General features: G+C 48.7%; 18 protein-coding genes, 1 tRNA gene and 2 pseudogenes. 11 read left to right on the top strand and 10 right to left on the bottom strand.

Features of this window, described 5'->3' with window-relative positions:
• Together NDI34_RS05065 and NDI34_RS05070 are read left to right on the top strand one after the other, a co-directional pair.
• Positions 1-96: pseudogene (locus NDI34_RS05065) on the top strand (IS5/IS1182 family transposase); the annotation flags it as partial.
• 14 nt (positions 97-110) lie between these two features.
• A pseudogene (locus NDI34_RS05070) lies at positions 111-592 on the top strand (amidohydrolase family protein); the annotation flags it as partial.
• Positions 593-683: 91 nt separating this feature from the next.
• Here the strand turns inward: NDI34_RS05070 and tsaE are convergent.
• Together tsaE and NDI34_RS05080 are read right to left on the bottom strand one after the other, a co-directional pair.
• Positions 684-1,136 carry a tRNA (adenosine(37)-N6)-threonylcarbamoyltransferase complex ATPase subunit type 1 TsaE gene (tsaE, locus tag NDI34_RS05075; RefSeq protein ID WP_190438177.1) on the bottom strand — a complete coding sequence of 151 codons (453 nt, stop codon included), beginning with the start codon at positions 1,134-1,136 and terminating at the stop codon, positions 684-686.
• A 146-nt stretch (positions 1,137-1,282) separates the two neighbouring features.
• Positions 1,283-2,674, bottom strand: a complete 1,392-nt coding sequence (locus NDI34_RS05080; protein WP_190984906.1) for a gluconeogenesis factor YvcK family protein — start codon at positions 2,672-2,674, stop codon at positions 1,283-1,285.
• 378 nt (positions 2,675-3,052) lie between these two features.
• Between NDI34_RS05080 and ruvC the strand changes: the two genes are divergently transcribed.
• A complete protein-coding gene (gene ruvC / locus NDI34_RS05085; RefSeq protein WP_190414048.1) occupies positions 3,053-3,583 on the top strand; it encodes a crossover junction endodeoxyribonuclease RuvC in 531 nt (176 codons plus the stop codon).
• A gap of 291 nt (positions 3,584-3,874) precedes the next feature.
• Positions 3,875-4,579 carry an SH3 domain-containing protein gene (locus NDI34_RS05090; protein ID WP_190425888.1) on the top strand — a complete coding sequence of 235 codons (705 nt, stop codon included), beginning with the start codon at positions 3,875-3,877 and terminating at the stop codon, positions 4,577-4,579.
• A 215-nt stretch (positions 4,580-4,794) separates the two neighbouring features.
• Here NDI34_RS05090 and NDI34_RS05095 read toward each other — a convergent pair whose 3' ends face one another.
• The 4 genes from NDI34_RS05095 to mgtE all read right to left on the bottom strand — a co-directional run bounded on the left by NDI34_RS05095 (position 4,795) and on the right by mgtE (position 8,366).
• Positions 4,795-5,109 (bottom strand): hypothetical protein, encoded by a 315-nt coding sequence (locus tag NDI34_RS05095; protein ID WP_190414044.1) that lies wholly within the window; start codon positions 5,107-5,109, stop codon positions 4,795-4,797.
• A 167-nt stretch (positions 5,110-5,276) separates the two neighbouring features.
• Positions 5,277-5,771, bottom strand: coding sequence for a molybdenum cofactor biosynthesis protein MoaE (locus NDI34_RS05100; protein ID WP_190414042.1), 495 nt, complete (start codon positions 5,769-5,771; stop codon positions 5,277-5,279).
• A 150-nt stretch (positions 5,772-5,921) separates the two neighbouring features.
• On the bottom strand, positions 5,922-6,968 hold the full coding sequence (locus tag NDI34_RS05105) for an aspartate carbamoyltransferase catalytic subunit (RefSeq protein WP_348232053.1): 1,047 nt from the start codon (positions 6,966-6,968) through the stop codon (positions 5,922-5,924).
• Positions 6,969-7,016: 48 nt separating this feature from the next.
• A complete protein-coding gene (gene mgtE / locus NDI34_RS05110; protein ID WP_348232054.1) occupies positions 7,017-8,366 on the bottom strand; it encodes a magnesium transporter in 1,350 nt (449 codons plus the stop codon).
• Positions 8,367-8,583: 217 nt separating this feature from the next.
• On the opposite strand from mgtE, the gene NDI34_RS05115 reads away from it, so the two are divergent.
• Positions 8,584-9,156, top strand: a complete 573-nt coding sequence (locus tag NDI34_RS05115) for a sporulation/spore germination protein (RefSeq protein ID WP_348232055.1) — start codon at positions 8,584-8,586, stop codon at positions 9,154-9,156.
• 8 nt (positions 9,157-9,164) lie between these two features.
• On the opposite strand, the gene NDI34_RS05120 is transcribed toward NDI34_RS05115, so the two are convergent.
• The gene (locus tag NDI34_RS05120; protein WP_348232056.1) at positions 9,165-9,761 is read right to left on the bottom strand and encodes a DNA-3-methyladenine glycosylase; all 597 of its coding nucleotides are present in this window, start codon (positions 9,759-9,761) and stop codon (positions 9,165-9,167) included.
• Between the two features lie 292 nt (positions 9,762-10,053).
• Here NDI34_RS05120 and NDI34_RS05125 point away from each other — a divergent pair, with 292 nt between their 5' ends.
• On the top strand, positions 10,054-11,712 hold the full coding sequence (locus NDI34_RS05125; protein WP_348232099.1) for an MBL fold metallo-hydrolase: 1,659 nt from the start codon (positions 10,054-10,056) through the stop codon (positions 11,710-11,712).
• A gap of 78 nt (positions 11,713-11,790) precedes the next feature.
• On the opposite strand, the gene NDI34_RS05130 is transcribed toward NDI34_RS05125, so the two are convergent.
• Entirely contained in the window at positions 11,791-12,102 is a 312-nt protein-coding gene (locus NDI34_RS05130; RefSeq protein ID WP_190414032.1) for a DUF6679 family protein, read from the bottom strand.
• A gap of 727 nt (positions 12,103-12,829) precedes the next feature.
• Positions 12,830-13,072, bottom strand: coding sequence for a hypothetical protein (locus tag NDI34_RS05135; RefSeq protein WP_190414030.1), 243 nt, complete (start codon positions 13,070-13,072; stop codon positions 12,830-12,832).
• Positions 13,073-13,422: 350 nt separating this feature from the next.
• Here NDI34_RS05135 and NDI34_RS05140 point away from each other — a divergent pair, with 350 nt between their 5' ends.
• From NDI34_RS05140 to fba, 3 genes are all read left to right on the top strand, one after another.
• Positions 13,423-14,292 carry an aldose epimerase gene (locus NDI34_RS05140; RefSeq protein WP_190438050.1) on the top strand — a complete coding sequence of 290 codons (870 nt, stop codon included), beginning with the start codon at positions 13,423-13,425 and terminating at the stop codon, positions 14,290-14,292.
• Positions 14,293-14,375: 83 nt separating this feature from the next.
• Positions 14,376-14,447: transfer RNA gene (locus NDI34_RS05145), tRNA-Lys, on the top strand.
• 360 nt (positions 14,448-14,807) lie between these two features.
• Positions 14,808-15,887 (top strand): class II fructose-bisphosphate aldolase, encoded by a 1,080-nt coding sequence (fba, locus tag NDI34_RS05150; RefSeq protein ID WP_190414027.1) that lies wholly within the window; start codon positions 14,808-14,810, stop codon positions 15,885-15,887.
• Positions 15,888-16,402: 515 nt separating this feature from the next.
• Here the strand turns inward: fba and NDI34_RS05155 are convergent.
• The gene (locus NDI34_RS05155) at positions 16,403-17,215 is read right to left on the bottom strand and encodes a carbon-nitrogen hydrolase family protein (RefSeq protein WP_190414025.1); all 813 of its coding nucleotides are present in this window, start codon (positions 17,213-17,215) and stop codon (positions 16,403-16,405) included.
• A gap of 259 nt (positions 17,216-17,474) precedes the next feature.
• Here NDI34_RS05155 and NDI34_RS05160 point away from each other — a divergent pair, with 259 nt between their 5' ends.
• The gene (locus NDI34_RS05160; RefSeq protein WP_190438182.1) at positions 17,475-17,687 is read left to right on the top strand and encodes a hypothetical protein; all 213 of its coding nucleotides are present in this window, start codon (positions 17,475-17,477) and stop codon (positions 17,685-17,687) included.
• 361 nt (positions 17,688-18,048) lie between these two features.
• Positions 18,049-18,642, top strand: coding sequence for a MarC family protein (locus NDI34_RS05165; RefSeq protein ID WP_190414150.1), 594 nt, complete (start codon positions 18,049-18,051; stop codon positions 18,640-18,642).
• Positions 18,643-18,663: the final 21 nt, after the last annotated feature.

Raw genomic sequence — 18,663 nt, forward strand, 5'->3', positions numbered from 1 at the left:
TTTTCAGGACGTTATCGCAATCGCAGGCAGAGATTTGGTTTGCGCTTAAACCTAATTGCTGGCTTGCTGAACTACGAACTGGCACATGCCTCCTGATTCATGCAGGAGGTCTATTACGTCAAGATAAACCGAGCTGAGTGAAAGCAGAAGTGACGCCGCAACACTTGCTGCTGAACACCAGTGCTTATGAGAAAATTGGCACTCTGGCGCAGATGAATCCGCCATTGCGATCGCCCCACGACAACGAAGTTCTTTGGCAAGCGCTACTCGATGCTGACTTCAGCCATGCAGGGACGCTGTAGTGTTTCCCAAGTTGCCAACTGGATGTCTGCGGCTGTCGCTAAGGCGTATCAGATTCCCAAAAAAAGTGCGATCGCTCCCGGTTATGATGCCGATTGAGTTCTGGTAGATTTGGACAATTATCGTCCAGTATTGCGCGAAGAATTGCTAACCAAATGCGGCTGGAGTCCCTTTGAAGGCTTGAATTTGACGGGATGGCCTGTTCATCACCATTGTTGGCGGTCAGGTTGTTTATGAGCGGGGGAAGCTGAATCTAGAAGTGCGGGGTGAAGCCTTGACATTTAACGAATAATTAAACGCTCTCGGTACGCCAAGGTAAGCGCAAAGGTACGCAAAGGAAAGACGCGATAAATCAGTGTCTAAACGAGAGCGAACCTTTGTGTTTAAAATTTTATTGACTTAAAATCAAACTCACCCGCTGGAATCAGGTTGGCTTGGCGACCATTATTCGCACAGTAGGTTAGATGGACGCTTAAAAAGCTGGGCGGCTGATATGGCAACCGTTCTGCCCACTCTATCGCCACAATTCCCAGGGGCACCTCGAATCCTTCCCAGTAGGTTTCTAAATTCAACGCTTCGACTTCTTCTGGCTGCAAGCGGTATAAATCCAGATGATACAGGGGGAGGCGTCCTTGTGCGTACTCGTTAATCAGAGTGAAGGTGGGACTCACAATCGGCTCGGTAATGCCCAAACCCTCGCCAATGCCTTGCACCAGCGTGGTTTTGCCAGCGCCCAAGTCGCCTTCTAATAAAAGTACATTACCGGCGGGGAGGGATTGACCGAGTGCAATCCCTAGCGATCGCGTCGCCGCCGCATCGGCAAGAGAAATGACAATTAACTCCAAATTACTCAAAACTCAAAATTTAAAACGCTTAAAAGTACACTACCAGCGCGGAGGGATTGACTGAGAGCAATCCTAAGCGATCGCGTCGCCCCGGCATCGGCAAGAAAAATGACAATTGACTCCAAATTACTCAAAACTCAAAACTCTACTGCCTGGGCGCGACTATACCACCTCAGCAACACCCGTGCCAGCCGCTCAGGATTGTGGCGTACATAACCCGTCTCTGGGTCTTCATCCATCACGTTGGTTAAAACAATGCGACGCCCCAGCAGCCCAATGGCTTCTCGATCTAGAAAAACCGGATGGGAACTTTCTTGAGCATAGCGAATCAGGGCATTCGCACTTGGAACTTTCCGCTGCACCAAGACGGCGTTAAATAGCGGTCGTCCGCAGGCGGCGTCAATGGCGCGAATGTGGTCTGCAACCGTGTAACCTTGGGTTTCTCCCGGTTGGGTCATGATGTTACAGACGTAGATGCGGGGAACCTGCTTTTGGGCGATCGCTTCGGCAATCTCTGGCACCAATAAATTGGGAATCACGCTTGTATAAAGGCTTCCAGGGCCGATGATAATGTAATCGGCTTCCTCAATTGCCTGTAAAGCTTTAGGCAAAGCGGGGGGGTTGCTAGGAATGCAACCAATTTTCTTAATCTGACCATTGGCTTCTGTAATGCTCGATTCCCCCTCAATGGTGCGTCCATCCTCTAACTCAGCCCAGAGGCGAACATCGCACAACGTTGCCGGTAGCACCCGCCCTCGCACAGCTAAAACTTGAGAACTGGCAGCGATCGCTTGCTCCAAATCTCCGGTAATATCGCTCATTGCCGTCAGGAATAGGTTGCCAAAACTATGACCGTTCAGACCATCCCCAGCCTTAAAGCGATATTGAAACAATTCGGTCAATAACTTTTCTTGGTCTGCCAATGCCGCGATACAGTTGCGAATGTCTCCCGGCGGTAGGACGCCTATTTCTCGCCGCAGACGACCAGAGGAGCCGCCATCATCTGCCACCGTTACAATCGCCGTAATGTGGGCGGTGTATTCCTTCAATCCTCTGAGCAAAGTAGAAAGCCCGGTGCCACCGCCGATTGCCACGATTTTTGGCCCCCGGTTAAGTTTGCGATGCGCCAACAGCACATCAATCAGTTCTTCATCCTGGGAAGGCTTCAGTACCTCGGTAATCGCTCCCATCGAGCGGGTTTGTCCTAAAAAAATAAAAAATAAACCCAAGCCAATCGCGATTGGACCGGACACATAATTGGGAATAATCGTGGTAATCGCTTCCAGAATGTTCCCAATGAACTGAATCAATAAGAAAATTGGGGTCAGTTTCACCCAAATCGCCAAACCTAGGCTGGTTAGCAGCACGCCTCCCACACTGATCAGCAACCAGCGTTTTACCAATAGTCCGGGCGCTAACCACTTAAACCAGCTATTGACTCGTTGGGGCGTCCTAGGCTTAAAACTCCAGACCATATGCGAATCTTGTTTGAGCGTGCGTAAGGCTTGTTTGAAAATAACGTTTGACATTGCGGATTCCTAGGGGACACAAAGGCAAGACTCGACTTTAACGTTGCTTGGCGAATCCACTCAAGTAGGCGCGATTGATGAATCGTCTCTACGGATTGATTGGACTAGCACGGGGAAGGCAGAAGTTGCTACCCACTGAGCAACACTAAGGCTGTGCCCATCAGAATACATTTTCACTAAGCCACTCAGATGTGACATACGAAACTAAGAAACAGAGGAGGGGATTTTTCAACTCAGCTTATGATAGGTTGCGATGGTTTGCTGCTTGGATCAGGAATCAAGATGTTACGACTCAGTGATTAGACCCGCTTGTTGCTTCTAAGCGTTCAATTAACCGATTGCAGTTCCCCCTTGAGTGAATCCCCAAAGCTAGGCTAGATGGAAAAGCGTATTTTAGGATTAGACCCCGGACTTGCCAGATTAGGATTTGGGACAATTGTCTGCCAAAAGGTAGATTATGCCGCAGCGGCAGGTGGCGATCGCGCGAAGCGCCAAGTAGAAACTGCGTCTGAGGTGGTAAGTTTACTAGATTTTGGCGTGATTCAGACCTCGGCAAAGACGGAGATGGGGGAGCGACTCCGCACGATTTACGACGATTTGCACACGCTGATGGAGCAGTGTCAACCCCATCTGGTGGCAATCGAGAAATTGTTTTTTTATCGGATGGGAAACACGATTGTGGTGGCTCAAGCACGGGGGGTGCTGATGTTGGTGTTGGCACAGCACGGGGTTCCGTTTGTTGAGTTTACGCCTGCCCAAATTAAACAAGCGCTGACTGGCATGGGAAATGCGGATAAGTCCGAAGTGCAGCAAGCCGTGGCGCGGGAGTTAAATTTGGGCTACATTCCCAAGCCGGATGATGCCGCCGATGCCCTTGCTGTAGCGTTAACGGCGTGGTTTCAGGAGTAAAGGCGATCGCTTTCTGGAGACTGAGTGCGGTGAAGCCCAAAGAGCGATCGCTCTTACTCTTGACATTTCTGCCTTCTTTCCGATGATTTGGATTAATCTTTACTTGTATGCTATTTGACGAGGAGACTTCTAAAAGATTGACGATCCTGATGTTCGGTAGCGTCAAAGCTGAATAAAGATGCTGGGCAACTGAAGCCGAGCCATCTTCAGAAACTTGGTTCTACCGTCAATCGGTTTTTCTTTGCTGAAGTCTCTAACAAAAACTTTTTGGTGAGATGAGGAGTTGACCGTATGAAAAAGATGAGTCGCTGGGGCAAGCCTATCGCTCTCTTTAGTTTAGGCTTGAGCGTCGTGGGAAGTCTGAATTTTCCCACTCCTGCCATTAGCACAACCACAACTGCTAACACGATTGCACAATCAGAACAGAACTCAGTTCAACCTGGGGGCAGCTTTGAAATAGCGCAAAGTCTGGTAGGACAATGCCGCGCTACGAAAGCGCGGATTTTTGTCTATACGCAGCGATCGCTCTCCAGCCAAACAATTAGAACGCTCGCTGCTGGCGAACAAGTTACCCTTGCAGACAATGGCAGCGCTGGTTTTATCGCCATCAGTGCCCCTGTAACCGGGTATGTCCAAGCAAGAGACCTTACAACCTGCTCTGGAGTCAATCCTACCCCTAGACCTACTCCCAGCCCTACCCCGACTCCCAACCCAACTCCCAGCCCGAATCCCAGACCGAATCCTACAACTAGCCTTTGCCGCGTCATTACCTACAAGGGCGCTGAAGGGATGGCTATTCGTACCGCACCCGGCAAAAACGGTACTAGAGTTGGCGGAGTTAAGTTTGGAGATAGAGTCACCCTCAGAACCAGTCCTCCAGCATTCACCTTCGACGCCGAACGCCGTGCCTGGGTTCAGATTACAGCCCCTGTTGCCGGATGGATTTCTTACGGGTTTCCCAGTTCAAACTCGACCAATCTCGGCACTTGTCGCTAGGCTTATCGTCTATTAAGCTAAAGCCATAAAAGCAAAATCACCCCATTTGAATTGCCAAAATTCGGAAATGGGGTGATTTTCTATTAAGCGTGAATTCAATTTTACGATTCAGTTTTAATGAGGGAATCAACCTCGATTAATTGAGCATTAAACAATTAGCTATTGGCTCACAGAGAAGTCTGATAGTAATTTTAGGGATTCAGACAAAATTTATACTACTCTACTTGCCGAACTGACATCCGGTGCAGCGGCAGAGTCAGGACAGAAGTAAAGGTCAACAAGTAAGAAAAAGCAGCCGTTAACTTTAAACTCATCAACAAAATCTCCCACTCAGGGTGGCTAAACTTCAGGATACCTACAACAACGCAGTAAACTATCCAGTAAGTAAAGCTCATTGTCAATAGCATTTCCTCCGTTTCTTCAAGCTCATCCACCTGAGTTTGTTTGTCAACGGATAGTAAGAAAAGTCCAGCAATACTACCCACAAAAGAAACAAAAAGTAAATATTCGTGCCAGTTCAGATTTGGCATTAGCCTATCCCCTTTATCCCCAAATTATGAATTGGGGATCAGTCTAAAGGATAATTTTCCTGGGATAAAGCAATAGTTACAAACTGCAATCTAAAGCCCTTGAAAGTCTAAAGTTTTGTAAAAAGTATCGGTCAAGGGCATTCTTTTCTGAACCAGCAGAAGGCGACTTAACACCCCTCTGGCTGGGTTTCACAGGCACCGATACTCACCCAACTGCTAGAACCATCTGCCCAATGTTCCTTTTTCCAGATGGGGGCATTGTGCTTTAGGGTATCAATTGCATATTGGCAGGCTTCAAAAGCTTCTGAGCGGTGAGGACACCCAACCGCAACCAACACGCTGATTTCGCCAATCTGCAAGCGTCCGATGCGATGGTGAATCACTACTCGATTGACATCCTGCCAGGTTTGGCGGATATTGGCAGCAATTTGACTAAATATGTGCAAAGCCATCGGTTCGTAGGCTTGATACTCCAAAGCAACCACCGGCTTCCCATCAGTTTGATTGCGTACCATTCCACTCATGACTACCACGGCTCCGTTGGCAGGATCGTCCGCTAGTGAGTAGACTTCCTCCATTGATAAGGGAGCGAAGCTAATCGTAAAACTATCTTTCGCGGAGGGTTGATTGGGAAGGTTTAGGAGAGTGGTGACGCCATTCATCACGTTGAAATCCTGAGAAAGGAACTGGATCTATTTTGATCGATCCAGCACCCGCATTACCCTAAGCGATCGCTCCTTGCACTTGTTGTTTCAGATTGTGTTGTTCCAGATTTTGTCGATCTACCCCAAGATTTTGCAGAACCCTGGCTGCTAAACCTTGCCACCGCCCATCAGATATAGAAGCGCCATACGGACAGCCACGCCGCTAGTCACTTGCTGAGAGATTAAGCTGAACTGGGGGTCGTCCATCAAGTCAGAGCTAATTTCTACGCCTCGGTTGACGGGTCCTGGGTGCAGTACCTTAACGTCAGGTTTGCAGAGTTTCAGGCGATCGCGTGTTATCCCATACCGCTGATGGTACTCTCGCAAACTCGGCAGCAAATGCTGCGTCATCCGTTCCTTTTGCAGCCGCAACGTCATCACAAAATCAGCATTTTGTAAAGCGGGTTCCAAATCCCAGTGGAGAAAAAGCTTGCGGTTGAAAATGGGAGATTGGTCATCAGTGATTGGTAACGGGTGATTGGCTCCCTGGCTCCCCTCTTGAGTGCCATAGGTGGCAAACCACTGAGGGAGAAGCGTGGGGGGACCCGCTAAGTGAACCTCTGCACCCGTTGCCGTTAAACTCCAAATATTCGACCGAGCGACCCGCGAGTGGAGAATGTCGCCGACAATGGCAATTTTTTTATCTTTGAGCAGTTCAAGTCGCGGGTGATCTGGGTCTAACAGGGTACAGATGGTGAAAAGATCCAGCAATGCTTGGGATGGGTGTTCGTGCTGACCATCCCCGGCATTGAGGACGCCCACCTTTGAACCTAAGCGATCCATTTCGGCAGCGATCGCTTGCGGCACCCCCGCCTCCCGATGACGAACCACCATCATGTCCGCACCCATCGCTAAATAGGTTTTCGCCGTATCTAAAATGGTCTCTCCTTTCGTTAGAGAAGATGTTGCCGCAGCAAAGTTCAGCGTATCGGCAGAGAGACGCTTTGCCGCTAGTTCAAAACTGCTGCGGGTGCGGGTAGAGGATTCAAAAAATAGATTTGCTACCACCTGACCTTGTAACGTTGGCACTTTCTTCGTGCGTCGCGACAGTACCTCTCGGAAACTGGCGGCAGTTTGCAACACAGTATTGTATTCAATTGGGGTGAAATCAGCTAAGGAAAGAACGTGGTGACGAGTCCAGGTAGTGGTAGCCATTAGGTGTGGTCAGTAGCAACGAACAACGAACAGAAGACAACTGACTGCTCATCTAGATACTACATTCAAAGCCGCTGAGATTAGCGTCAGGAAAGTCAAGAACCCCAATGCATCTAGCGTCGTAGTCAGCAGCGGACCGCTAATGAGTGCTGGATCTAAGTTCAACCGTTTGATACCCATTGGCAGCAAAGTCCCTAGGGTGGCAGCCATCAAGACATTGATAGCCATCACCAGTCCTGCAACCAACCCCACCCATCGCTCATTGGCAGGAGACCAAATCAAAGAAAGGGCACCCAAGGCAACCCCCAGTGACAAGGCTGTACCCAAGCCAGCGAGAATTTCCTTACGGAGAAGTTTCAGCGTATCCTGTGGTGTTATTTCACCTACACCTAGTCCGCGCACAGTCACCGATAAGACCTGAAAGCCGACATTGCCACTACTATTGGCTAAAATTGGCATGATGATTGCCAAAACGGGCACTGATGAAATCGTTCCCTGAAAAGGCGCGATCGCATTGGCGGCTCCGACATAGAGAATAATATTCCCTAACAGCCAAGGCAGACGCTTACGAAGCGTCACCAAAGGAGGCGACAAGGCGGCTTCATCACCGCCACTGACTCCCGCCAGTTTCTGAATGTCTTGTGTGGCTTCCTCTTCTAGAATGTCTACCACGTCATCAATGGTGACAATCCCCACTAACCTATCTTCGCGGTCAACCACAGGCACGGCGATCAAGTCATAGCGCTTCATTAGTTGCGCGACTTCTTCTTGGGGCGTTTCTGTGTAAGTTTTGACAACGCGATCGCTCGCAATATCCCCAATCAGGGCATTGGGAAGCGAAAACAACAGTTGCCGCAACGATACAACCCGAACGAGCTTGCGGTTGTCGTCGGTGACGTAGGCGTAGTAAATTGTTTCCTTATCTTCGTCACTGACACGGATTTTGCTCAAGGCTTCTCCGACCGTTAAGCCTTCGCGCAGCCGTACATATTCCGTCGTCATTACCCGACCCGCCGTGCCTTCGGGATAGCCCAAAATCCTGGCAGTTGCCTGCCGTTCTTCAAGGCTGAGTTGCTGCAACAGCCGCTTCACAATGCCTGCGGGTAGCTCGTCAAACAGTTCCGCCCGGTCATCCGGTCGCATCGCCTCTACAATCTGACACACCTGGTTATCGTGCAGCGAACCAATTAGTTCTTCTTGCACTTCCGGAGGCAGATATTCAAAGACATCAATGGCTTGAGCTTTATTAAGCAAGCGAAACGCGATCGCTCGCTTGGATGGGGGCAGTTCGGCAATGTAATCCCCTACATCAACCGCCGGTAAGCGATTTAGCTCAGACTTAAGCTGATTTAAGTCAGCAATATCCGACAGTGCAACACGTCCTTCCTGAGTGAGCATAGAAACCTCCTAGTCTCCCCCCGCGCTGGGAGAGACTGACCCGCCCAGGCGCTAGAGGAGCTTACTACTGTCACCTAATGGACTTCGGTCCATAAATTCCGCAGAAATCTACACTGATATTGCTCAGCAGTATCAGTAAAACTATGCTATCCCCTCAAGGTGCCATTTACCATTGGGGGCTATCAAAAAATCTATCTAAAGACAGATTTCAAAAGCGATGAGCCGTACAAAAAATTATTGGATTCCCTTATTAACTGGAGCGATTGTCGCTAGTCTAAGTAGTTGCGCTTCTTTACCGACAAACAGCGAAAGAGACAAAGCTGGCTTACCTCCCGCTCATGCTATTGAAGCCAGCAAAACTACGACGAAAGCGTCAGATGCCAGCCAATTGTTGACGGGTGCGATTAGCCAAGCAACAACAACCGCCCCCTCAAAAAACAATGTCACCGTCACCATCTATCAACCCGATACTCAGTGTGAAGCGCTAGTACCGGAAAAAGTAGACGTTTCAGCGGTTGAAAGCGTCCAAGCAGCGGTAGGCAAAGTTCTGGAGGAGCGGGACACAGCCGACTTTAATTTAGCTGGGTATCGTGTCAGCGTGAATCCCAGCAATCGAGTTGCCACGGTTGATTTGCGAATTGCACCCGGTTCCCAGCGGAAATTTGTCTCCCTTTCGAGCTGCGAACAATTTGCTCTGTTCGGTAGCCTCAGAAAAACCCTCACTGCAAATTCTCAATGGAAGATCAAAGATGTCCGCTTCACAGAGCAGGGCCAAGACATCTCCCTTTAAAGTTTCGATTAAAGTTTGGAGACAGCAGCACAACCGCGTAGATACCACCGCCACGGCAAATCGATTCCCTGTGATAAACCAATCCGAGTTGTTTGGACAAGTTCCGGCATAAATTGTGACTGACGATGCTCTAGCCACAGGGGTTGACCGGGTTGTAAAACTTGTGCATTTAATGTGCTGTCAATTTGTAAGGCGCGGCAGAGTTTACCTGGCCCCGCGGCGATTCGATGGGGTTTCGAGCGATCGCTCTCTTTGATCCAGGACGGTATAGACTCTAGTTGCACAGCCCGAATCAAAACAGCACTGGGAATGCTGTCCTGGTCTGTGACCACGTTCAGGCAGTAGTAAATTCCGTAAATTAAATAAACATAAGTTCTCCCGGCTGGCCCGAACATCACCCAGTTGCGCTCGGTTCGTCGCCGATAGGCATGGCAAGCCGGATCTTCAGGGCCATAGGCTTCCGTTTCCACGATTAGCCCTCGGATGATTTCTCCATCAGGCATCTGTCGCACCAACGTGCAGCCCACCAAATCAGGTGCAACTTCAGCGGATGGGCGATCTAGCCAAGAAACTTCTACAATTTGGGTATTTTTAATCAGATTCATCGTTAAATATACTTAAGATATACCAAACCACCCCGTTCAATTCATAAAAACTCATGGATGTCAAGCTAGTTTTAGCAGCCTTAACACTTGTTTTTACCGTATCGTGCCTATTTTTTGGCACTAAAAATGGATTTTACGATTCAGACAACTATCACGGAAACGGTTCTGCTCACTAAGATCGCTGTTAGCCAGTCAATTTTGGATTTTAGAGTTTGCGGAGGTCGGAGTTTCTAAGCCTCCGATGATTTTGGATTGAATCTAAAATCCAAAATCTAAAATTGAAAATCGAATGATGAGTCAACCCCCCCCGGTATCCTCTCACGGCTATGACGATCTAGCCTATTTTCCCTATGGCGTCGGTCATGGTGACGAAGGCGTCTGCTTGCTGGTACGGATGGGGCCACACCGCATTCTCCTAGACTGTGGTTTGGCGGACATTTCCTCGCTCAAAGGTGAGGGAATTCCTCCAGCAGATTTAGTGCTGTGCAGCCATGCCCATCCGGATCACGCTAGGGGATTGCTGGCGCTGCATGAAAGCTTCCCCCAGTTGCCAGTCTATGCAAGTGAATTGACAACCCAGCTGCTGCCACTGAATTGGCCTGAGATAGCTCCGCAGAATCTCCCGCAATTGTGTCAGGCATTGCCGATGCGATCGCCTGTCGAATTCAAAGAGGGATTGAGTGCGGAATTATTCCCAGCCGGACATTTACCAGGCGCATCTGCAATCTTGCTGACCTACACGAGTCGCCACCGCTCTTACACCCTACTTTACACAGGTGATTTTTTCCTTTCAAACTCGCGCCTGGTAGAGGGGTTGCCGCTAGAAGCATTGCGAGGCTTAGAGCCAGATGTGCTAATCGTGGAAGGCAGTTACGGCACAGCGCGTCATCCCCACCGGCGGAACCAAGAGAATCAGCTGGCAGAGCGAATTAATCAAGCGATCGCTCAAGCGAATTCTGTCTTGATGCCCGTGCCGACTTTGGGACTAGGGCAAGAACTCTTGATGCTCTTGCGGAGTCACCACTTATTCACGGGTCGCAACCTCGATATCTGGGTAGATGGTAACGTGGCGGCTGGCTGCGATGCCTATTTGGATATTCTCACCAACCTCCCAGCCTCTGTGCAAAATTTTGCCCGTCATCAATCCCTATTTTGGGATGAACGGGTGCGTCCCAGAGTGCGTCGGTTGCTTCCAGAACAACGTCCCTCTGTCGGTCAGTCTCCATGCATTATCCTGACTGAGGAAAACCACGATCTTAGAGAATACTGTCAACCAGGCACCGGGCCGTGGGTGTTATTACTGCCCCAGCAACCCAGGTTCTCCCAAGAGCCTAGTTACTCATCGTTGACGATACAAAACTATTTGCTTGCCCAGCATTCTGATGGGCTGGGAACCACCCAGCTGATTCACAATATCCGTCCTCAGCACGTAATTTTTGTTCATGCCTCTCCCACCTACCTGGCTGATTTAACCGGGTTGGAGGAGTTGCACAACCGTTACCACTTGCATTCTCCACCGGCTGGGACGCTGGTAGAACTCCCGATTGGCGAGACGTTTGTGCAACCGGCGGCACCCGAAACCAGTTACGAAGGGGAGCTGACGGAACTGGGAACAGTCGTTACCATCACCCTACCGGAGGCGATCGCTGCCGATCCCCGTTGGCAACACTTTGCTGATACTGGTTTAGTGGAAGCCCGGTGGCAGGGTGAGGAACTGGTATTGCGCGGATTATCCCAACGAGAACTTTTAAGCCAAAGCAGCGACGCCAGAGTCCCCATGAATGTTGAGTGCTGCGGCAACTGCCTACACCAACGGGGGCAGCGCTGTTGGAATCAGGACTCGCCCCTGTATGGATTTAAGGTGACACCTGAAGGATACTGTCCAGTTTTTGAACCGGCGCATCCGCCTCCAACCCCTTCAGATGACGACCTAGAAAGCCTCGAAGATTGAAAAAGATAAGAAATCAAATCAAAAATTAAAAATGAAGCATCCCCCATTTCTAATTTTTGATTTTGCATTTTTAATTCCTCAGTCTGGATTCGAGTCGGGGAAACGCGGACGAATTTGTTCGGCTTCCGGACAATCGTCAGAGACAAGTGGTTCAGCATTGCCTCTGGGCACTGAAGCCAGCTTTTGTGTCACAGCACCAATGCTTTCGAGGCGAACCATTTCTTCCCAAGAACAAGCTTCATCTTCTTCTTCGGTTTCATAGCGGAGCGTGACTAAATCTCCTTCAATGTCAACGATGCGAGCGCGTTCGATCCAGCGTTGTTGGTCCCGCAAGAAAATACAGACCTCACGACCATCGCAACAGAGTTGATAAATCTTGCGGTGTAGCATGGGTTGCTTCTCCTGAGCAGATAAGTTGTGCAATTCTTCATGGAGCCTGCATACCTTTTTTTAGGTATCCAGCCTCTCTCAAACGTAATCGGGGTTGAATCCTGCCATTCTCCCAGGCTCCTGTCCTTATCTTTACCTATTTTTCCCAAAAGCCTGGAATGTGGGATTTGGGTTGGGTTTCTTAGGGGCGCAAGGCTTTGCATCCCTAAAGCCTGGGAATGCCGATTTTGGATAGGCAAGGAAGCCTCTTGGTCAGCCCCATGCCAATTTTTGGAAAGATGTGGAAATCGAGGGTAGGGACAAGGGTTCAAAGTGAGCGTTCTAGATGATATTGCCGATTTAATTTCAAAGTTTAGCTTGAATCCTGCGGCATTTAAGATAGGGATTGTAGGATACTCCCTCTGGTAGAATGCGCGCACTCCAATCCTCATTCAGGGTTTTTACCACTAAGGGAAACTTGAATCAAGGCAGCTACGAGTATCAATGAGTCTTTTGAGATGAGTAATGGAAAGGCAACTGGTGACAAAAAGCCTTGACTGGCAACCAGTCCAACCTTGTAGCAGTCAATTCAGTCATCCTAACTCTCGCTTTGTTTAGGAAGCGCACCTAGCTGAGATTGGTAGTTCTTATTAATCATTCTAATAATTCTTGGCCCAGGTCGGCAGCGAATAAATAAAAATTCTACTGATATCAAAGTTTTTCTATCGTTTTGGCAGCCGTGCCGCGATCACGATGCCTTGTAGTTATCAAAGAACGGTTTCAGGGCTTGTATCCGAGGCGATATCAGCGCTACGCTCTGCCGTGCTTCTCTTTGAATCTTACCGGCATTCAATGCCTGGTGTAAGGTGTCAAGAGCTTCTAAATCCGCCGATTGGTAGCCTTTCATCACTAACACTTGGCGAATCAGACCTTCAGAAGCGACGCTGAGGCAACCTGTTTGGAAAGCTGACTTTACAAGTGTGCGAATCATGGCGACCTGTTTATCCTTGATTTGCTGAGATATCTATCTTTGAGTATGAAATACTTTCCAAGATTAGGAATTGATGGTAATCCGCCATTTTTTGTGATTTTAGACCGTATTTTTAGGTGATCGAGGTCACAAATGGCAAAACCAAGCGGATGCTTGACAAAAGAAGAGTTTACTGCGGTTGCTTCTCTACTGAGCAAGCTGTCGATTTAATCCTATAGATAGATTGACCGTATAAAACAGCTTAGTGCAGCGACTGTTAAGGATGTGTAAAGTAGATATGGGAATTTCAAGAAATGTTTGTTAAAGTTTGAGACAATCAGCAAATCCTCAATAGAAACGGAAAAAGACGGGTGTACGCGATCGCCACTAAGCAGCAGCTCTACAAAACCTACATCCTCTCAGACCAAGCCGCTCAGTCCCATCTAGAGGTCGTTCCAGAGCGAGGCGGTATCGTTACTAGCCTACGCATCCAAGGACAAGAAATCCTCTACCTAGATGCAGAGCGGTTTGCCAATCCAGACTTGAGCGTTAGAGGTGGGATTCCGATTCTGTTTCCCATCTGCGGCAACTTACCCGAAAGTCAATACACCTATCAAGGTCAGCCCTACACCCTCAAGCAACACGGCTTTGCCCGCGATATGCCTTGGGAAGTCACCGACCAAGTGACTCAAGACCTAGTGAGCCTTACCCTTGTCCTTAACAGCAACGACCAGACACGTGCCGTTTACCCGTTTGACTTTCAACTCGCCTTCACTTACCGTCTGTTGGGTAACACGTTAGAGATTCGGCAGCGCTACACCAATCACTCAGCCGAGCCGATGCCCTTCTCCACGGGTCTGCATCCTTACTTCTGGACACCCGAAAAAACCGGAATCAAGTTTGGAATTCCCGCCGCCGAATACCAAGATCAGCGCACCCGCCAAACCCATCCCTTCACGGGTGCCTTTGACTTTAACCAAGATGAAATTGATGTCGCCTTTAAGCAGTTGAGCGGTCAAGAAGCCACTGCCTCCGACGCCAGCCGACAGTTGCAGCTCACCCTTAGTTGGGACAACCCTTATTCCACCTTTGTCTTCTGGACGGTCAAAGGCAAAGACTTTTACTGCATGGAGCCTTGGAGTGCCCCTCGCAATGCTCTGAATACCGGAGAGCAGCTACTGCGTCTAGAACCGGGAGGCAGTTTGGAGACATCAGTTCGTTTGACCGTAACTTTTTTATAAAAAAGTTTTTTTTCAAAACCCCTTTCCTAATTCCAGTAATCTGTGTTACCGTTGTAAACGTTGTCTAAACAACTGAAGTTTTCGGGTCGCTAACTCAACGGTAGAGTACTCGGCTTTTAACCGAATAGTTCCGGGTTCGAATCCCGGGCGACCCATAAAAAAATACTCAAAAAAATACCTAAAGAAAATTAAGGCGAGAAGCGCTCTGGCAAACGATTAGTTTTCTCATTTCCTAGCTGGAACCAGGAGAATCTACGTTATTGAGAGTACAGCCTTCTAGAGAAAGCATTCCCAGACATAAATTGGAAACGAGAGCAAAACCAAAACCCTGTTAGAAAGCCTAATGCTCTTGCTAAACCTCCACCATCAGGCAATCTTATAAATGCAGTATTGGCTGCTTATCTCGGAATTATCAAGATAATTCCCTAGAGACTGGTAAACTATCTTAAGATTATTGTAATAATTTCGCTGTCCAGAACAAAGTAACTGACGACGAGTCAATAGGAGGACTATTTATGGCGCTCGTACCCATGCGGCTGATGTTGGATCACGCAGCTGAGAATGATTATGGAATCCCAGCTTATAACGTTAACAACATGGAGCAGATCCAGGCCATCATGCAGGCTGCTCATGAGGCAAATAGCCCCGTGATTCTGCAAGCTTCTCGTGGCGCTCGGAACTATGCAGGAGAATATTTCCTACGCCATCTGATTCTGGCGGCAGTTGAAACTTACCCTCATCTCCCAATTGCCATGCACCAGGATCATGGTAATGCCCCAAGCACTTGCTACTCTGCCATGCGCCACGGTTTCACCAGCGTCATGATGGATGGCTCGTTAGAGGCAGATGCTAAGACTCCAGCCAGCTTCGAGTACAACGTGGAAGTCACCCGCAAGGTGGTGGAAGTCGCTCACTCAATTGGCGTCAGCGTAGAAGGCGAACTGGGTTGCTTGGGTTCTCTAGAAACAGGCATGGGTGATAAGGAAGACGGTCACGGTGCCGAAGGAGTTCTCTCTCACGACCAGCTGTTGACCGACCCAGACGAAGCAGTTGCCTTCGTAGAACAAACCGGCGTGGATGCTTTGGCAGTTGCGATTGGCACCAGCCACGGCGCTTACAAGTTCACCCGCAAGCCGACTGGCGAAATTCTGGCTATCAGCCGGATTGAAGAAATTCACAGCCGTCTGCCGAACACCCACCTCGTGATGCACGGTTCCTCCTCTGTGCCCGAAGATTTACTTGCCCTGATTAACCAATACGGCGGTACAATCCCGGAAACCTACGGCGTACCCGTTGAAGAAATTCAAAAAGGCATTAAGAGCGGTGTCCGTAAGGTGAATATTGACACGGATAACCGTCTGGCGATTACCGCTGCGGTGCGCGAAGCCTTGGCTAGCAATACTAAGGAATTTGACCCCCGCCACTTCCTCAAGCCTTCCATCAAGTATATGCAGAAGGTTTGTAGCGATCGCTATCACCAGTTCGGTGCTGCTGGTCAAGGTACCAAGATTAAGCAGATGACTTTGGATGAGTTTGCTGCTAAGTATGCCAAAGGCGAGTTGAATGCTGTTACCAAGAAGACTGTAACTGTCTAAGAAAAGTTTAGGTTTTGGATAAATCTAGTATCTAAAATTTGAAATTTTTCTTGTCGGGTGGCTTCCAAGCCACCCGTTTTTTTGTGTGTAAGAAGAGTTTTTTGGCAAACTTTCAGGAACAGGGAATAGCTGCTTTGTATAAATGCATAGCGTTGCTTTTTAAGAGTTTGTCAATCTTATGGCTAACAATAAATTTAAACCTTCTCCCGATTTAGGTAAGCCCGCCAGACGGGATGGTAGCGCCCCGAAAGTCACTGGCAATCCAAAGAGTACTCCTCCCAAGCGCAAGAATACTGGTAAGTAAGGTGCCCGATGCGGCTTCTTTGCCGTTCGGTAATACCGGCGGTTGGCGCAATGTCTAACAAGAGGGCTTCTTTTATACATTTCTGGATTTTAGATTTGGAATTTTTGATTAGAAAACCAAAGCTAAAACAAGATTGAAAGATTCTAAATCTTTCAATCTGAAAAATGGTATTAGTTTGCGCCATCGCCGGTCTATTTTTTTCCCAAAAGGCTCAGATAAAAACCCGATGTTGCAGGGAGGGCATTTGGCGGCGGATTTGTTCTAGGCGAGAGGGGTTGATTTCTGCGATCGCTACTCCCGGCGTATCTCCGGCATCCGCTAAAATAACGCCCCAAGGGTCAATAATCATCGCGTGTCCGTGAGTGTGACGCAGGGCGTAATGCTGCCCAGTCTGAGCCGGTGCTATCACATAGCAGGTGTTTTCGATCGCTCTGGCTTGTAGTAAGATTTGCCAGTGATCTTTGCCAGTGTAGGCGGTGAAAGCAGCGGGGACAAATAAAATGTCGGCTCCCATCTGCGCTAAGTGCCGATACAGTTCCGGGAATCGGACATCGTAGCACACCGAGAGTCCTAAACTGCCCAAGTGCTTGGAGGGATAAACGGGTGGTAGCCGCATCCCAGCCATGACAGTGCTAGATTCTCGATAGGTATTGCCGTCGGGCAAATTGACATCAAATAAATGTACTTTTTGGTAGCAGGCGAGTTCTTCCCCTGAAGGATCGATGAGCAAAGCGGTGTTGTAGACTTTGTTGGTGTCAACGGGAACTGGAAACCCGCCACCCAAGATGGTGACTTGGAAGCGCTGAGCCATTGTTCTGAGGAATTTTTCGCTCTGGGTAGCGATCGCCTCCGATTGGGCTATCTTCTGCTTTTCTTCTCCTAAAAATGAGAAGTTTTCTGGCAAGCCTACTAACTCAGCACCCTGACGCACAGCAAGCTCGATGAGTTCTTCTGCCTGAACCAGATTTTTTTCCACATCTGGCAGGCTTGTCATTTGTATGGCGGCGGCGAGATAGGGCTTCATTATCACTCTCGTAATTTCATCTAAATCAGTCTAAATGCTGGTGAAGCTGAGAACATCAGAATATATATTATTCCTTTGTTGTGTGTCTAGGCATTGATGAAGGGTTGGTTCGAGCAATCCTGTGGATTATACCGAAGGTACTTATTTAGAGAGATATTTACTCAGCTAAGTAGGAATGCGGACACAAATCATCCGGATGCGCGTCTTCAGTGACAAAGATGCTGTTTTGAAATCATCGTGTGTTCTGGTAGCAATGGCAATGAGTCTGATTAGTAAAATTGTGCAACAAGCTTTGGTAACGGGCTATCTAACGGTTGAAGCCGAAGAGCAGCTACGTCAGCTTTTAAAAACCAAGTATGACTTTGATGACTTTATGGCTTTCATTACCTTACAAAAAGAGGCGATGGAAGGTCGGGTTCGTCAAGAGTCTCGTGAATTGCTGCATTCTAGCCGTGTTTCTGCCTTAGTTTAAACGGGGGCGATCGCTTATTTTGCATTAGCACAGCGCCACGCGGACGCGCTATCGCAACACTTGCGCGTTTGTCACCGCAGCTTAAAGAAAGTATTCACTGGATCTAGGCACTTCAGGAAGAGGGAAAAACCGGGCGATCGCTTTCTCAGATGAGGTTGAGCGATCGCTCTCTCACTGTATTGAGGTTTAAATTATAACAATGAATATTATTGGTTGACACTACGACAACTCTATGAATGAGTTGGAGTCCTTGGCTGGCACGGGGCAGCTGACTGGTTTGAGATCAACCTTCGGAATGGCGAAACGGCAAGGCATCCACGTTACGGTTAGAGGAAATATTTTCTAAGGGTCAACTGTGGAGCTGGATATCTCTGTTCTGGTTAAAACTTTTGTAGCTGTGTTTGTCTTGGCAGATGCGTTGGGCAATGCACCGATCTTTTTAGTCCTGACGAAGGGCATGGAACCGGAGCAAAGAGACAATGTGGTGAATCGGGCAAGTATTGTAGCGACAGGGGTGCTGCTGATATTCGCTTTTGGGGGTAAAGCAGTTCTAAATTACTTAGAAATCAGTATGGGATCTTTGCGGGTTGCTGGGGGACTGCTTTTACTCTTAGTTGCCCTACAAATGCTACGTGGAGAACTAGATACACCGATTGTCGAGCAGCAGCGCGATATCGCGATTACTCCGATGGCATTGCCTCTGTTAGCTGGGCCAGGAACGCTAACGACGGTGATGCTGTTGATGTCTGAATCTCCAAATGCTCATCTCAGCGTGGTGGTCGGGATTGTCTCTGCGATGCTGGTGACATGGTTGATTGTGCGTCTGGCAAACCGGATCGACCACTTACTCGGTGCAGAAGGTGCGGTGATTATTACTCAACTTTTAGGCTTTCTGTTAGCAGCGCTGGCAATCGAAATCGGCAGTGCTGGGATTCGGGAACTGTTTCTAACTTAAAATGCGATCGCGTTTTTTACG

It is taken from the genome of Trichocoleus sp. DQ-U1, from assembly GCF_039961925.1.
In the GTDB taxonomy this organism is placed as follows: Bacteria; Cyanobacteriota; Cyanobacteriia; order Cyanobacteriales; family FACHB-T130; genus FACHB-T130.

Excerpts from the sequence above, each read along its gene's own strand:
- NDI34_RS05080 (WP_190984906.1), bottom strand. The coding sequence starts at position 2,674 with ATGTCAAACGTTATTTTCAAACAAGCCTTACGCACGCTCAAACAAGAT.
- ruvC (WP_190414048.1), top strand. The coding sequence starts at position 3,053 with ATGGAAAAGCGTATTTTAGGATTAGACCCCGGACTTGCCAGATTAGGA.
- NDI34_RS05090 (WP_190425888.1), top strand. The coding sequence starts at position 3,875 with ATGAAAAAGATGAGTCGCTGGGGCAAGCCTATCGCTCTCTTTAGTTTA.
- NDI34_RS05095 (WP_190414044.1), bottom strand. The coding sequence starts at position 5,109 with ATGCCAAATCTGAACTGGCACGAATATTTACTTTTTGTTTCTTTTGTG.
- NDI34_RS05100 (WP_190414042.1), bottom strand. The coding sequence starts at position 5,771 with ATGAATGGCGTCACCACTCTCCTAAACCTTCCCAATCAACCCTCCGCG.
- NDI34_RS05105 (WP_348232053.1), bottom strand. The coding sequence starts at position 6,968 with ATGGCTACCACTACCTGGACTCGTCACCACGTTCTTTCCTTAGCTGAT.
- mgtE (WP_348232054.1), bottom strand. The coding sequence starts at position 8,366 with ATGCTCACTCAGGAAGGACGTGTTGCACTGTCGGATATTGCTGACTTA.
- NDI34_RS05115 (WP_348232055.1), top strand. The coding sequence starts at position 8,584 with ATGAGCCGTACAAAAAATTATTGGATTCCCTTATTAACTGGAGCGATT.
- NDI34_RS05120 (WP_348232056.1), bottom strand. The coding sequence starts at position 9,761 with ATGAATCTGATTAAAAATACCCAAATTGTAGAAGTTTCTTGGCTAGAT.
- NDI34_RS05125 (WP_348232099.1), top strand. The coding sequence starts at position 10,054 with ATGAGTCAACCCCCCCCGGTATCCTCTCACGGCTATGACGATCTAGCC.
- NDI34_RS05130 (WP_190414032.1), bottom strand. The coding sequence starts at position 12,102 with ATGCTACACCGCAAGATTTATCAACTCTGTTGCGATGGTCGTGAGGTC.
- NDI34_RS05135 (WP_190414030.1), bottom strand. The coding sequence starts at position 13,072 with ATGATTCGCACACTTGTAAAGTCAGCTTTCCAAACAGGTTGCCTCAGC.
- fba (WP_190414027.1), top strand. The coding sequence starts at position 14,808 with ATGGCGCTCGTACCCATGCGGCTGATGTTGGATCACGCAGCTGAGAAT.
- NDI34_RS05155 (WP_190414025.1), bottom strand. The coding sequence starts at position 17,215 with ATGAAGCCCTATCTCGCCGCCGCCATACAAATGACAAGCCTGCCAGAT.
- NDI34_RS05160 (WP_190438182.1), top strand. The coding sequence starts at position 17,475 with ATGAGTCTGATTAGTAAAATTGTGCAACAAGCTTTGGTAACGGGCTAT.